Raw genomic sequence first — 14,890 nt, 5'->3', positions numbered from 1 at the left:
GGCGGCGTCCGCCGCGTCGCTGGCCGGCGCGGCGCCGGTGTCGTTCGATGCGGCGACGGCCTCGGCCGCGGCATCGGCGGCGATGGCGGCGGCGTCGGCGGCCGCATCGGCTGCGGCATTGGCCGCATCCTGGCTGTCCGTCGCCTCTGTCGCGGGGGCCTCGTCTGCGGTTTCCGCGGCTGTCTGTGCGGCGTCGGCGGCATCGTCGGCCAGGCGCGCGGCGTCGCCCGCGACGGTGTCGGGGGCCGCGGTCGGGGCCTCGGAGGCCTGGGCCATCTCAACGGGTTCGTCGGTGCGGTCTTGCATCAGGTATGACGCGCCCCCCGCGGCCAGAACCAGAATCACGACGATGGGCAACAGTTTCGGCATCATGGACCCCTGATGTTCACGGCATTTGCACACTCTATGACACAGCCCCCCGCGCCGGAAAAGCGCCGCACCCCCCGATTGCCCCCGGATCAGGTCGCCGCAGGGCCGAATTGCGCCCCGTCCTGATCAATTCCGGTTGAATAATGGCGCGGTTGCCCTTATTTTCCTGTCACTTCGCATTGGCCATAAAAGGAGCAACGCCATAGCCCGCCGCCCGCATAACGCACCGCCCCAACGTGACACCGGTCCCCGCACCAACGAACGCATCCGCGTGTCCGAAATCCGCCTGATCGGTCCCGAAGGGGAAAACATCGGCGTCGTGCCGCCGTCGGTCGGCATGCAGATGGCACAGGATGCCGGGCTGGATCTGGTCGAGATTTCGCCGAACGCGGCCCCCCCGGTCTGCAAGGTCATGGACCTCGGCAAGTACAAGTACGAGATGCAGAAACGCGAGGCCGAGGCCCGCAAGAAGCAGAAGGTCATCGAGGTCAAGGAGATCAAGTTCCGTCCGGGAACCGATACCCACGACTATGATGTCAAGATGCGCAGCGTGCTGAAATTCCTGGAAGGCGGCGACAAGGTCAAAGTGACCCTGCGCTTCCGCGGCCGCGAGATGGCCCACCAGGACCTTGGCCTGGAACTGCTGCACCGCGTCCGCGACGACGTCGGAGAGGCCGGCAAGGTCGAGACCATGCCCAAGCTGGAAGGTCGCCAGATGGTGATGATGATCGCTCCGCGCTGATCCATCCCGACTGCGACATGCTGAAAGGCCGTGCGGCATTGCCGCGCGGCCTTTTGCGTTGCATGGATAGGGGCATGACCCACCAGCCTGTCCTGCGCGTGATGCGCCTTCCCGATGCCGACCCCGCCCTTCCGCTGCCGTCCTATCAGACGGCGGGGGCGGCGGGGGCCGACCTGTGCGCCAATCTGGCCCCCGCGGACCGGGTGCAGGGGGTGACCCTGCCGCCGATGGGCCGCGCGCTGATCCCCACCGGGCTGGCCCTGGCCATCCCGCAGGGCTGGGAGGTCCAGGTCCGCCCCCGGTCCGGGCTGGCGCTGAAGCACGGCCTGACCCTGCCCAACAGCCCCGGCACCATCGACTGCGACTATCGCGGCCCCCTGGGGGTGATCGTGCTGAACCTGGGCGATGCGCCCTTCACCATCCGCCACGGCGACCGGATCGCCCAGATGGTCGTGGCCCCCGCGCCGCAGGCCCGGTTCGAACTGGTCGACGCGCTGGACGACACCGTGCGCGGGCAGGGCGGGTTCGGTTCCACCGGGGGGGCGGGGCTGTGACCGGCGTCTTCCTGATCGTGATGCTGCTGATTTTGGGCCGGGTGCTGCATCTGCCACGCCAGGTGGTGCTGCTGATGGTGGGGATCCTGTGGGTCGGCATGCTGTCGCTGCAGGTGATCGCGCCGGGCAGCGGTGCCGCCGCCGCCCTTGGCGGCAGTGCGGCGGGCTGGCTGGTTCTGGGCGCGGTGGTGATGCTGGTCATCGGCTATCGCCGGCTGCTGGCGCGACTGCGCGTTCAGGCCACGCCCGCGCCCGCCCCCGTGACCCGCGATGCCGGGCTGTCGGACGCAGAGCTGGACCGCTATGCCCGCCATCTGGTCCTGCACCAGATCGGCGGTGCGGGCCAGATGCGGCTGAAGGACGCGCGGGTGCTGGTCGTCGGGGCAGGGGGGCTGGGCTCGCCCGTCTGCCTGTACCTGGCTGCAGCCGGGGTGGGGCGGATCACGCTGGCCGATGACGACACGGTCAGCCTGTCCAACCTGCAGCGCCAGGTGATCTTTCGCGACGATCTGCGCGGCGAACCCAAGGCCTATGCAGCGGCCGAGGCGATGCTGCGGCTGAACCCGCATCTGGACGTGACGCCCCTGATCCGCCGCATCACCGAAGGCGACAGCGACCTGATCGCGGGACATGATCTGGTCATCGACGGCACCGACAGTTTCGCGGGCCGCGCCGCGATCAATCGGGCCTGCGTGGCGGCGGGGGTGCCCCTGCTGTCGGGCGCCATCGGCCAGTGGGAGGGGCAGGTGACCTTGTTCGACCCGGCCCGCGGCGGGCCCTGCATGGGCTGCCTGTTCCCCGTGGCCCCCGAACGCGACGCCCCCTGCGCCGACGCGGGGGTGGTCGGCGCGCTGCCTGGCGTGATCGGCAGCCTGATGGCGCTGGAGGCGATCAAGCACCTGACCGGCGCGGGACAGGGCCTGCGCGGCAGGATGATGCTGTTCGACGGGCTCTATGGCGAAACCCGGACGATCGCCTGCGCGCAGGACCCGGCCTGTCCGGTCTGCGGGGCGCAATCGGCGCTGGAACCCGGCGCGGCGCAACCCTAGGCTGCCTGTCGACGACAGGAGGTCTTGATGAATCCGCAACTGACCCGCTGGACCGGCCCCGAAGGCCTGCCGCGTTTCGACCTGATCCACGACACGGATTTCGCTCCCGCCTTTGACCAGGCGCTGGCCGCGGCCGAAGCCGCGAACGAGGCGATCGCCGCCAACCCCGACGCGCCCGACTTTGACAACACCATCGCGGCGATGGAGACCGCGGACGAGGATCTGAACCGTGTCCTTTCGGTGTTCTACACCTTGGCTGGGGTCGATTCGAACGACGTGCGCCAGGCGCTGCAGCGCGATTTCGCCCCCAGGCTTGCCGAATACGGCAGCCGGATCAGCATGGATCCGCGTCTGTACGCCCGCGTGCGCGCCGTGGCGGCCGCCGCCCACGGCCTGTCGCCCGAGGATCGGCGCATCACCAAACTGGCGCTGCGAGACCTGACGCGGGCCGGGGCGGGCCTGAACGAGGCGGGCCGCGCCCGCATGGCCCAGATCCGCGCCCGGCTGGCCGTGCTGACCACCGAGTTCACCCAGAACGTGCTGACGGACGAACGTGATTATGTCCTGCCCGTGGCCGACGACGCCCTAGCGGGTCTGCCCGACTGGCTGGTCCGTGCCATGCGGGCGGCGGCGCGCGAACGCGGCATGACGGGGCAGGTGGTGACGCTGAATCGATCGTTGATCGTCCCGTTCCTGGAACATGCCCAGGACCGCGCGCTGCGCGAGACGGCGTTCCGGGCCTGGACCGCACGGGGGTCGGGTTCGGGGGCAGGCGGCGCGGCGACCGACAACCTGCCGCTGGTCTCCGAGATCCTGGCCCTGCGCCATGAGCGCGCGCAGCTGTTGGGCTATGCCGATTTCGCCAGCTACAAGCTGGAGACGCAGATGGCGGCGACGCCCGAGCGGGTGCGCGACCTGCTGTCCCAGGTCTGGACCGCGGCGCGCGCCCGCGCGCTGTCAGATCAGCAGGTGCTGGCCCAGATGCTGCACGAGGACGGCGTCAACGGTCCCCTGGAGGCTTGGGACTGGCGCCTCTATGCCGAACGGCATCGCGCCCGCGCGCATGATTTCGACGCCGATGACGTGGCCCCCTATCTGACGCTGGACGCGATGCTGGGTGCGGTCTTCGACGTCGCGCATCGCCTGTTCGGCCTGGAGTTCCAGCCGCTGGAGGCGCCGCTCTGGGCGCCCGACGTGCGCGCTTGGCGGATCACCCGCGACGGTCAGCTGATGGCCGTCTTTGTGGGCGACTATTTCGCGCGGCCGTCCAAGCGGTCGGGGGCGTGGTGTTCGGCCCTGCAGATGCAGCACAAGATCGGTGACGGTCAGAGGCCGATCGTGGTCAACGTCTGCAACTTCACCCCGCCGGACCAGCCGGGTGGGCCGGCCTTCCTGTCCTGGGACGATGCACGCACGCTGTTCCACGAATTCGGCCATGCGACGCATCACATCCTGTCGGATGTGACTTGGCCCTCGATCTCGGGAACATCGGTCGCGCAGGATTTCGTGGAACTGCCCAGCCAACTTTATGAACACTGGCTGGAGCAGCCCGCGGTGCTGGACGCCCATGCGCGCCACCATGAGACCGGTGATGTCCTGCCAGCCGATCTGCGCGACCGGATGCTGGCGGCGGGCAAGGCCGGGGCAGGGTTCTCGACCGTGGAGTATCTGGAGAGCGCGCTGGTGGACCTGGCCTTCCATGAGGGTGCGCCGGCATCCGACCCGATGGCACGGCAGGCCGAGGTGCTGACGGGGCTGGAGGCGCCGGACGCCATCCCCATGCGCCATGCGACGCCGCATTTCGCGCATGTCTTTGCGGGCGACAGCTATGCGGCGGGCTATTACAGCTACATGTGGTCCGAGGTGATGGACGCGGATGCCTTCGCGGCCTTCGCCGAGACGGGCGACATCTTCGACCCCGCAACGGCGCGGCGGCTGGAAGAGACGATCCTGTCCAAGGGCGGATCGGCGCCGGCGGATCAGCTGTGGATGGCCTTTCGGGGCCGCATGCCGGGCGTCGATGCCCTGCTGAAAGGGCGCGGGCTGGACTGAGGTCCGCGCGACAGGACGAAGGAGAAGACCCATGACGCCCATCCTGCCCGCCGCCCTGATGGCGGCGCTGGCCCTCGCGGCCTGCAAGACCGAGACCGGCGGCGGCGCCGTGCTGCCCCCCGCGCAGGGCGGCGCGGCGCTGGTCGACGGGACCTATGATCTGCGGGCCGAGGCCTGCGGGGATCCGGCCTCGGAGACGCGGCTGACGCTGGCGGGGGAAAGCTGGCGGTTCTACGAGGCACGCTGCACGCGCAGTGCTGTGGGGACGGACGGGGCGGTGACGCTGAACTGTTCCAGCGAGGGCATGACGGACACGCGTGCCGCCGGCGCCACGATGGAGGGGGCGGCGCTGCGCCTGACGGATGCGGGCGGCACGCGCCTCTATCAGCGCTGCGACGGTTGAGGGTGTGACGGGCCGGGGCGGGGATGCCGACCGATGGTCGGCGTGCTGCCGCCTGGGCCTGAGGCGCCGCTGACGCGGCGCGGTCGTGCGGGGCCGGGGCGGCGTTCCCCGGCCCTGTGGCTCATTCGATCTCGACCAGGAGGTCCTTGGCGTCGATCTGCTGGCCGGGGCCGACATGCAGCGCCTTGATGGTGCCGTCGCGGTCGGCGTGCAGGCCGGTCTCCATCTTCATCGCCTCGATCGTCAGCAGCAGATCGCCTTGCTTGACCTGGGCGCCCTGAGCGACACCGACGGACGCCACGACGCCCGGCATCGGCGCGCCCACATGGCCGGGGTTCGCGGCATCGGCCTTGGGGCGCGCCGCCTGCGCGCCTGTGGCGGAGCGGTTCGGAACGCGGACCTGACGCGGTTGGCCGTTCAGTTCGAAGAAGACCTTCATCTGGCCGGTCTCGTCGGTCTCTCCCAGGGTCAGAAGGCGGACCTCCAGCGTCTTGCCGGGATCGATCTCGACGCTGATCTCGTCGCCCGGCTCCATGCCGTAGAAGAAGGTGCGGGTCGGCAGGGTGCGCACCGGGCCATAGGCCTCATGGCGCTGCATGTAGTCGGTGAAGACCTTGGGATACATCAGGTATCCGTTCAGATCCTCGTCGTCGATGGTCTTGCCGTCCAGCATCTCTGACAGCTTGGCACGCTCGGCCTCCAGGTCGACGGGTTCCAGATGCGCACCGGGGCGGTCGGTGATCGGGGTCTCTCCCTTGAGCACCTTGGCCTGGATCGCCCGCGGCCAGCCACCGGGGGGCTGGCCCAGATTGCCGCGCATCATGTCCACCACCGAATCGGGGAAGGACATGTCGCGGTCGGGGTTCATGACGTCCTCGGGGGTCAGGTTCTGGGATACCATCATCAGCGCCATGTCGCCCACGACCTTGGACGACGGCGTGACCTTGACGATGTCGCCGAACATCCGGTTCACGTCGGCATAGGCCTGCGCCACCTCGTGCCAGCGATCCTCCAGGCCCATGCTGCGGGCCTGAGATTTCAGGTTGGTGAACTGCCCGCCGGGCATCTCGTGCAGATAGACCTCGGAGGCCGGGGACTGCAGGCCTGATTCGAACGCGGCATAGCTTTCGCGCACGCGTTCCCAATAGTTGCTGATCGCGCGGACGGCGCCGATGTCCAGGCCGGTGTCGCGATCGGTCTGGGCCAATGCCTCGACCACGGACCCCAGGGTCGGCTGGCTGGTGTTGCCCGACAGCGCGTCCATCGCGCAATCGACGGCATCGACGCCCGCATCGGCGGCGGCCAGGATGGTGGCACCGCCCATGCCGCTGGTGTCGTGTGTGTGGAAGTGGATCGGCAGGCCGACCTCCTCCTTCAGGGCCTTGATCAGGATGCGGGCGGCGGGCGGCTTCAGCAGGCCCGCCATGTCCTTCAGGCCCAGCACATGCGCGCCCGCGGCCTTCAGCTCCTGCGCGGTTTTCACGTAATACTGCAGGTCGTATTTGGACCGGTCGGGGTCCAGCATGTTGCCGGTATAGCAGACCGTGCCTTCGCAGACCTTGCCGCTGTCGATCACCGCGTCCATCGCGACGCGCATGTTCTCGACCCAGTTCAGGCTGTCGAAGACACGGAACACATCGACCCCGGTCTCGGCGGCCTGCTTCACGAAGAACTGCACCACGTTGTCGGGATAGTTGGTGTAACCCACGCCGTTCGACGCGCGTAGCAGCATCTGCGTCATCAGGTTGGGCATCTGCGCACGGATGTCGCGCAGGCGCTGCCAGGGGCATTCCTGCAGGAAGCGATAGGCCACGTCGAAGGTCGCGCCCCCCCAGCATTCCACGCTGAACAGCTGCGGCAGGTTCGCAGCATAGCTGGGCGCCACGCGGATCATGTCGATCGACCGCATCCGTGTCGCCAGCAGCGACTGGTGCCCGTCGCGCATCGTGGTGTCGGTGATCAGCAGCTGGGTCTGGGCGGCCATCCAGTCGGCCACGGCCTGGGCGCCCTTGGTCTCCAGCAGCTGGCGGGTGCCGGGCGCAGGAGCGGCCTTGGGGGCGGGCGGGACCGGCGCGCGGGCCTGGGCCGGGGGCAGGGCGCGGCCCGCCGTTTCGGGATGCCCGTTCACGCTGATGTCGGCCAGATAGGTCAGGATCTTGGTCGCGCGGTCCTGACGCTTCTTGAAGTCGAACAGGTCATCGGTCGTGTCGATGAACTTGGTCGTGTAGGTGTCATCCAGAAAGGTCGGATGTTTCAGCAGGTTGATGACGAAGTCGATGTTGGTGGAAACGCCACGCACCCGGAACTCGCGCAGCGCGCGGTCCATGCGGCGGATTGCCTGGTCGGGGGTCTGCGCCCAGGCCGTTACCTTGACCAGCAGCGAATCGTAATAGCGCGTGATGACGCCCCCCGAATAGGCCGTGCCGCCGTCCAAGCGGATGCCCATGCCGGTGGCCGACCGATAGGCGGTGATGCGGCCGTAATCGGGGATGAAGTTGTTCTGCGGATCTTCCGTCGTCACCCGGCACTGCAGGGCATGGCCCGACAGGGTGATGTCGGCCTGGCTGGCATGGCCCGTGGCGCTGGCCAGCGTCTCGCCCTCCGCGATGCGGATCTGGCTTTGCACGATGTCGATGCCGGTGACCTCCTCGGTCACGGTATGCTCGACCTGGACGCGGGGGTTCACCTCGATGAAGTAGAACTGCTGGCTGTCCATATCCATCAGGAACTCGACCGTGCCGGCGTTCTGATAGCCGACCGCCTGCCCGATCTTCAGCGCCAGGCCGCAGACCTCGGCGCGCTGCGCCTCGGTCAGGTAGGGGGCGGGGGCGCGTTCGACGACCTTCTGGTTGCGGCGCTGCACGGTGCAATCGCGTTCATAGAGGTGATACAGGCCGCCATGCGTGTCGCCCAACAGCTGCACCTCGACATGGCGGGCGCGCAGGATCATCTTCTCCAGATAACCCTCGCCATTGCCGAAGGCCGCCTCGGCCTCGCGGCGACCCTCGCGGACCTTCTCGACCAGCTCGGCCTCGCTGTTGATCGGACGCATGCCCCGACCGCCACCGCCCCAGGACGCCTTCAGCATCAGCGGATAGCCGACATCCGCCGCCTCACGCTTGATGGCGTCGAAATCTTCGCCCAGCACCTCGGTCGCGGGGATCACCGGCACGCCCGCCTCGATCGCCACGCGCCGCGCGCTGGCCTTGTCGCCAAGCGCGCGCATCGTGTCGGCGCGCGGACCGATGAAGGTGATGCCGGCCGCCGTGCAGGCATCGACGAAGTCGGGGTTTTCCGACAGCAGGCCGTATCCCGGATGGATTGCGTCGGCGCCCGACAGCTTGGCCACGCGGATGATCTCGGGGATGGACAGATAGGCCGCGACCGGCCCCAGCCCCTCGCCGATGCGATAGGCCTCGTCCGCCTTGAAGCGGTGCAGGCCCAGCTTGTCCTCCTCGGCATAAACGGCGACCGTCTTCTTGCCCAGCTCGTTGGCCGCGCGCATCACGCGAATGGCAATCTCGCCCCGGTTCGCCACTAAAATCTTCTTGAACATGCCAAGCCCCCTTCCTCGTTGCCAAGCATCCTATCTGTGCTGCGATGCAGCGCAAGTGTTAGCGATAACCAGAAGCCTCCGCCCCGCGATCTGCGACCAAAAGCTGATAGGTCACGCAGCAGATGTTACGGTGCCGCAGCGATGTTCCGCCTTCGTTCGCAGATGGAACTTGCTTTTCGCCCAAGCGTCCCTATCTGATGCGACTGGTCAGAGGGGCACGTATGGAACAGAAGTTCATCGAGGTTCGCGGCGCGCGCGAACACAATCTGAAAAACGTCGACATGGATATCCCCCGCGATCAGCTGGTGGTGATCACCGGTCTGTCGGGGTCCGGCAAGTCGTCCCTGGCCTTCGACACGGTCTATGCCGAGGGGCAGCGCCGCTATGTCGAAAGCCTGTCGGCCTATGCGCGCCAGTTCCTGGACATGATGGGCAAGCCCGATGTCGACCATATCAGCGGCCTGTCCCCCGCGATCAGCATCGAGCAGAAGACCACCTCCAAGAACCCGCGTTCCACCGTGGGCACGGTTACCGAGATCTACGATTATTTGCGTCTGCTGTTCGCGCGCGCCGGGACGCCCTATTCCCCCGTGACCGGCCTGCCGATCGAGGCGCAGCAGGTGCAGGACATGGTCGACCGCACCATGGCCCTGCCCGAAGGGACGCGCGCCTATCTGCTGGCCCCCATCGTCCGCGACCGCAAGGGCGAGTACAAGAAGGAGCTGGCCGAGCTGCGCCGCCAGGGCTTTCAGCGGGTCAAGATCAACGGCACCTTCCACGACCTGGACGACGCGCCGACCCTGGACAAGAAGTTCCGCCACAACATCGACATCGTGGTCGACCGCATCGTCGTGCGCGAGGGGCTGGAGACGCGGCTGGCCGACAGTCTGCGCACCGCGCTGAACCTGGCCGACGGCATCGCCCATCTGGAGCTGGCGCAGGAGGAGGGGGCCGAGGGCGAACCCGAGCGCCTGACCTTCTCCGAGAAGTTCGCATGCCCCGTCAGCGGCTTCACCATCCCCGAGATCGAGCCGCGGCTGTTTTCGTTCAACGCGCCGTTCGGCGCCTGCCCGGTCTGTGACGGTCTGGGGGTCGAGCTGTTCTTCGACGACCGCCTGGTCGTGCCCGATGCGGCCCTGTCGGTGGACAAGGGCGCGATCGTGCCTTGGGCCAAGACCAAGTCGGCCTACCTGACCCAGACCATCAACGCGCTGGCCAAGCATTACGGCTTTGACAAGAAGACCCCGTGGAAGGATCTGCCTGACAGCGTTCAGCAGATGTTCCTGCGCGGGTCGGGCAAGGACGAGATCAAGTTCCGCTTTGACGACGCCGGTCGCGTCTATGAGATCAGCCGCGTCTTCGAGGGCGTGATTCCCAACATGGAACGCCGCCTGCGCGAGACTGACAGCGCCTGGGTGCGCGAGGAGTTTGAGCGTTACCAGAACAACCGCCCCTGCGGCGCCTGCGGGGGCTATCGCCTGAAGCCCGAGGCGCTGGCGGTCAAGATCGCCGGCAACCACGTGGGCGAGGTCGTGCAGCTGTCGATCCAGGAAGCGCTGGACTGGATCACCGACGCGCCGAACCACCTGTCCAAGCAGAAGGCCGAGATCGCCGCCGCGATCCTCAAGGAGATCCGCGAGCGGCTGGGATTCCTGGTCAATGTGGGCCTGAACTATCTGACCCTGTCGCGCGCGGCGGGCACGCTGTCGGGCGGCGAAAGCCAGCGCATTCGCCTGGCCAGCCAGATCGGGTCGGGCCTGACCGGGGTGCTGTACGTTCTGGACGAGCCGTCCATCGGCCTGCACCAGCGCGACAACGACCGGCTGCTGACCACGCTGATGAACCTGCGCGACCAGGGCAACTCGGTCCTGGTGGTCGAGCATGACGAGGATGCGATCCGCCATGCCGACTATGTCTTTGACATGGGGCCGGGGGCGGGGGTGCATGGCGGCACCGTGGTCAGCAAGGGCACGCCCGCCGAGATCGCCGCCGATCCCGACAGCCTGACCGGACAGTATCTGTCCGGCAAGCGCGCGATCGAGGTCCCCGAGACCCGCCGTAAGGGCAACGGCAAGAAGGTCACCGTGGTCAAGGCCACCGGCAACAACCTGAAAAATGTCACCGCCGAATTCCCGCTGGGCCGCTTCGTCTGCGTGTCGGGCGTGTCGGGGGGCGGCAAGTCCACCCTGACCATCGAGACGCTGTTCAAGACCGCATCCCTGCGCCTGAACGGCGCCCGCCAGACCCCCGCGCCCTGCGAGACGATCCGGGGGCTGGAGCATCTGGACAAGGTCATCGACATCGACCAGCGCCCCATCGGGCGGACGCCGCGGTCCAACCCGGCGACCTATACCGGGGCCTTCACGCCCATCCGCGACTGGTTCGCGGGCCTGCCCGAGGCCAAGGCACGCGGCTACAAGCCGGGTCGGTTCAGCTTCAACGTCAAGGGCGGGCGCTGCGAGGCCTGCCAGGGCGACGGCGTCATCAAGATCGAGATGCACTTCTTGCCCGACGTCTATGTCGAGTGCGAGACCTGCAAGGGCAAGCGCTATAACCGCGAGACGCTGGAGGTGCAGTTCAAAGGCAAGTCCATCGCCGATGTGCTGGACATGACTGTGGAGGACGCGCAGGAATTCTTCAGCGCCGTCCCCTCGATCCGCGAGAAGATGGACGCGCTGATGCAGGTGGGCCTCGGCTACATCAAGGTAGGCCAGCAGGCGACGACCCTGTCGGGTGGCGAGGCGCAGCGCGTCAAGCTGTCCAAGGAGCTGTCGCGCCGGTCCACCGGCCGCACGCTGTATATCCTGGACGAACCGACGACGGGCCTGCATTTCGAGGATGTGCGCAAGCTCCTGGAGGTGCTGCACGAGCTGGTCGACCAGGGCAATTCGGTCATCGTGATCGAGCATAACCTGGACGTCATCAAGACGGCGGACTGGATCATCGACATCGGCCCCGAGGGCGGCGATGGCGGCGGGGTGATCGTGGCGGCAGGCACGCCAGAGGACGTCGCGCATGTCGAGGCCAGCCATACCGGGCGCTATCTTGGACCCATGCTGAACCCCGCCCGCAGCCGCGCTGCGGAGTAGGGCAGGGGGTGCAAAAGAAAATCGCCGAGGGTGCGTTTTTTCCTCTTGCACCCCCCGGCGGGCTTTCGTACATACCCGCTCACCGAAGGCGAGACGGTGAAACGGATCGCAAGAGGAACTGGAGTGCGGGCGTAGCTCAGGGGTAGAGCATAACCTTGCCAAGGTTAGGGTCGGGCGTTCGAATCGCCTCGCCCGCTCCAAAAACAAAAGGCCAGACCTTCGGGTCTGGCCTTTGTCATTTGTGGCCTGCGGCTTGGTGTCAGGCGGCATTAGCCCGAATTCCATTGTGATTGCCTGCGACAATGGTCTGGGTGAATCCGATGCACAAACAGCCTTTGTTGGCACGCGGAGGATGATCCGCCGGATGCGACAGCCACGGTCAGGGCCGCTTTGTTGTACGCCGGTCGATCGGTGACGACATAGGCCGATCCAACCATCGGCACCCTTGGCGTCCGTGCGCAGGCGATCACGGGGGACCGCCTGCGCAACCTTGTCAGCCGTCGACGCGAATGCGGGCGTTCTGCGGGTCGTGCGGGCTGTCCTCGGTCACCACCGCGTCATACAGCTCGCGGAACATCCGCACCTGAAGCTTGGTGCCGGGCGTCGCCAGGTCGGGGCGGACATAGCCCATGCCGATCTGCTTGCCGAAGGCCGCCGAATAGCCACCCGAGGTCAGGCGCCCGATCTTTTCCCCGTCCAGGAACAGCGCCTCGCGGCCCCAGGGGTCCGCATCCGCCGGCCCGTCGATCAGCAGCGTGACGCAGGTTGACCGGATCCCCTTGGCCTGCATCGCGGACTTGCCGCGGAACTCCTTGCCCAGGTCCACGAACCGGTCCAGCCCAGCCTCCAGCGGCGTCGCATCCCGGCCCAGTTCGGTGCCGAAGGCGCGGTACGACTTCTCCTGGCGCAGCCAGTTCTGCGCACGCGCGCCGACCAGCTTCATGCCAGACGGCTCTCCGGCGGCGATCAGCTTGTCGAACAGGTGGTTCTGCATCTCGATTGGGTGGTGCAGCTCCCATCCCAGCTCGCCGGTATAGGCGACGCGGATGGCCATGACCGGGACCATGCCCAGCTCGATGTTGCGCATCGACAGCCAGGGAAAGCGCTTGTTCGACAGGGCGGTCGCGGGTTCCGCGTCACGGATCATCCGGGCCAGGATGTTCCGGCTCTCAGGCCCTGCCAGGGCAAAGACGCCCCATTGCGTGGTCACGTCCTGCACATGGACGTACTGGCCCCCGGCGGCCATGAAATCCTGCGCCGACTTCACAAGGTTGTCGCGGTCGTAGTCGGTCCATGCGCCGGCGCTGACCAGGTAATAGTCCTGCTCTCCACGCCGCACGATGGTGTATTCGGTCCGGACCGTGCCTGCATCGGTCAGCGCATAGGTCAGGTTGATCCGTCCCACCTTGGGCAGCTTGTTGGTGGTCAACCAGTCCAGGAAGGCGGTCGCCCCCGGCCCGGTGACGGTGTGCTTGGCAAACGCCGTCGCATCGACCAGGCCCGCTGTCTGGCGCACGGCCTCGGCCTCGGCCTTGGCGTATTGCCACCAGCCGCCGCGACGGAAGCTGCGGCTGTCATGGTCGTCAAAGCCCTCGGGCGCGTAGTAGTTCGGGCGTTCCCACCCGTTCACATGCCCGAACTGCGCGCCATGCGCCGCCTGCCGGTCATAGGCCGGGGATGTACGCAGGGGGCGGCAGGCGGGCCGCTCCTCGTCGGGATGGTGCAGGATGAAGACGTGGTCATAGGCCTCCTCGTTCTTGCGGGCGGCGTATTCCGTGGTCATCCAAGACCCGAACCGGCGAGGGTCCAGCGAGGCCATGTCGATCTCGGCCTCGCCCTCGGTCATCATCTGCGCCAGGTAATGGCCCACGCCCCCGGCTGCGGTGATGCCAAAGCTGAACCCCTCGGCCAGCCACATGTTGCGCAGGCCCGGCGCGGGGCCGACCAGCGGGTTACCGTCGGGGGTATAGCAGATCGGGCCGTTGAAGTCGTCCTTCAGACCCACCGTCTCCGAGGTCGGAATGCGATGGATCATCGCCATGTATTCCTTCTCGATCCGCTCCAGGTCCAGGGGGAACAGGTCGGCGCGGAAACTGTCCGGCACGCCGTATTCGAACCGCGCGGGTGCGCCTTTTTCATAGGGGCCCAGGATCCAGCCGCCGCGCTCCTCGCGGACATACCACTTGGCATCGGCATCGCGCAGGACCGGATGCTCGGGGTTGCCTTCGGCGCGCCAGCGCATCAGCGCCGGGTCCGGCTCGGTCACGATGAACTGGTGTTCGACCGGAATGGCGGGGATCTTGATGCCCAGCAGCTTGGCCGTGCGCTGTGCGTGGTTGCCGGTCGCAGTCACCACATGTTCGGCGTGGATGTCATAGACCTCTCCGGACGGGATCAGGTTGCCGCCGCGATCCACCATCTTTTCGACCGTCACGACCCATTCGCTGCCGGTCCAGCGATAGGCGTTCACCTGGATCTTGCGCTCGATCCGGCAGCCCGCCATCCGCGCGCCCTTGGCCATGGCCTGGGTCACGTCGGCGGGGTTGATGTATCCGTCGGTCGGGTGGAACAGCGCGCCCTTCAGATCCTCGGTGCGGACCAGCGGCCAGCGCTCCTTGATCTGGGCGGGGGTCAGGAACTGATGCTCGATCCCGATCGTCTCGGCGGTGGCGGAATACAGCATGTATTCGTCCATCCGCGCATCCGTCTGCGCCATGCGCAGGTTGCCGCAGCGGGTGAAGCCCGCGTTCAGCCCCGTCTCGGCCTCCAGCCCGGCATAGAGCTTGACCGAGTAATCATGGATGTGGCTGGTCGCATAGCCCATGTTGAACAGGGGCAGCAGACCCGCCGCGTGCCACGTCGATCCGGCGGTCAGCTCGTCGCGTTCGACCAGCAGCGTGTCCCAGCCCGCGCGCGCCAGATGCAGCGCGATGCCGCATCCGACCGCGCCCCCGCCCACGACCAGAACCTTCACATGCGACGTCATCGCGCTCTCCTGTTGGAACCGTTTCGCCTGTGATGCCCCATCGGTGAAACGCCGCGTCAAAGGCGCCCGACATCTGCGGGCGAAAAACGA

General features: G+C 67.3%; 9 protein-coding genes and 1 tRNA gene. 7 read left to right on the top strand and 3 right to left on the bottom strand.

Annotated features, from left to right (window positions below):
* On the bottom strand, positions 1-372 hold a 372-nt coding region (locus tag FHD67_RS08050; RefSeq protein ID WP_218062286.1), incomplete at its 3' end, for a hypothetical protein.
* 157 nt (positions 373-529) lie between these two features.
* On the opposite strand from FHD67_RS08050, the gene infC reads away from it, so the two are divergent.
* The 5 genes from infC to FHD67_RS08025 all read left to right on the top strand — a co-directional run bounded on the left by infC (position 530) and on the right by FHD67_RS08025 (position 5,169).
* Positions 530-1,111: a translation initiation factor IF-3 gene (infC, locus tag FHD67_RS08045; protein ID WP_425277555.1), complete on the top strand. Its 582-nt coding sequence runs from the start codon at positions 530-532 to the stop codon at positions 1,109-1,111.
* 74 nt (positions 1,112-1,185) lie between these two features.
* The gene (gene dut / locus FHD67_RS08040; protein WP_246071262.1) at positions 1,186-1,665 is read left to right on the top strand and encodes a dUTP diphosphatase; all 480 of its coding nucleotides are present in this window, start codon (positions 1,186-1,188) and stop codon (positions 1,663-1,665) included.
* Entirely contained in the window at positions 1,662-2,714 is a 1,053-nt protein-coding gene (locus FHD67_RS08035; RefSeq protein WP_425467247.1) for a HesA/MoeB/ThiF family protein, read from the top strand. Before dut ends, FHD67_RS08035 begins: the two co-directional genes overlap by 4 nt.
* A gap of 27 nt (positions 2,715-2,741) precedes the next feature.
* On the top strand, positions 2,742-4,766 hold the full coding sequence (locus FHD67_RS08030) for a M3 family metallopeptidase (RefSeq protein WP_139598385.1): 2,025 nt from the start codon (positions 2,742-2,744) through the stop codon (positions 4,764-4,766).
* 31 nt (positions 4,767-4,797) lie between these two features.
* The gene (locus tag FHD67_RS08025; RefSeq protein ID WP_139598384.1) at positions 4,798-5,169 is read left to right on the top strand and encodes a hypothetical protein; all 372 of its coding nucleotides are present in this window, start codon (positions 4,798-4,800) and stop codon (positions 5,167-5,169) included.
* Between the two features lie 121 nt (positions 5,170-5,290).
* On the opposite strand, the gene FHD67_RS08020 is transcribed toward FHD67_RS08025, so the two are convergent.
* Positions 5,291-8,725, bottom strand: coding sequence for a pyruvate carboxylase (locus FHD67_RS08020; protein WP_139598383.1), 3,435 nt, complete (start codon positions 8,723-8,725; stop codon positions 5,291-5,293).
* Positions 8,726-8,946: 221 nt separating this feature from the next.
* Here FHD67_RS08020 and uvrA point away from each other — a divergent pair, with 221 nt between their 5' ends.
* Entirely contained in the window at positions 8,947-11,814 is a 2,868-nt protein-coding gene (uvrA, locus tag FHD67_RS08015) for an excinuclease ABC subunit UvrA (protein WP_139598382.1), read from the top strand.
* A 125-nt stretch (positions 11,815-11,939) separates the two neighbouring features.
* Positions 11,940-12,014 (top strand) — tRNA-Gly (locus tag FHD67_RS08010).
* Positions 12,015-12,307: 293 nt separating this feature from the next.
* Here the strand turns inward: FHD67_RS08010 and FHD67_RS08005 are convergent.
* A complete protein-coding gene (locus FHD67_RS08005; protein ID WP_139598381.1) occupies positions 12,308-14,800 on the bottom strand; it encodes a GcvT family protein in 2,493 nt (830 codons plus the stop codon).
* Between the last annotated feature and the right edge of the window lie 90 nt (positions 14,801-14,890).

Origin of the sequence: Paracoccus haeundaensis (assembly GCF_006239215.1) — a bacterium.
In the GTDB taxonomy this organism is placed as follows: Bacteria; Pseudomonadota; Alphaproteobacteria; order Rhodobacterales; family Rhodobacteraceae; genus Paracoccus; species Paracoccus marcusii.
The sequence above is the reverse complement of the archived record's forward strand: the minus strand, read 5'-3'. Positions and strand labels throughout refer to the sequence as shown.

Coding starts and splice junctions, on each gene's coding strand:
- dut (WP_246071262.1), top strand. CDS start 1,186: ATGACCCACCAGCCTGTCCTGCGCGTGATGCGCCTTCCCGATGCCGAC.
- FHD67_RS08025 (WP_139598384.1), top strand. CDS start 4,798: ATGACGCCCATCCTGCCCGCCGCCCTGATGGCGGCGCTGGCCCTCGCG.
- FHD67_RS08005 (WP_139598381.1), bottom strand. CDS start 14,800: ATGACGTCGCATGTGAAGGTTCTGGTCGTGGGCGGGGGCGCGGTCGGA.
- uvrA (WP_139598382.1), top strand. CDS start 8,947: ATGGAACAGAAGTTCATCGAGGTTCGCGGCGCGCGCGAACACAATCTG.
- FHD67_RS08030 (WP_139598385.1), top strand. CDS start 2,742: ATGAATCCGCAACTGACCCGCTGGACCGGCCCCGAAGGCCTGCCGCGT.
- FHD67_RS08020 (WP_139598383.1), bottom strand. CDS start 8,725: ATGTTCAAGAAGATTTTAGTGGCGAACCGGGGCGAGATTGCCATTCGC.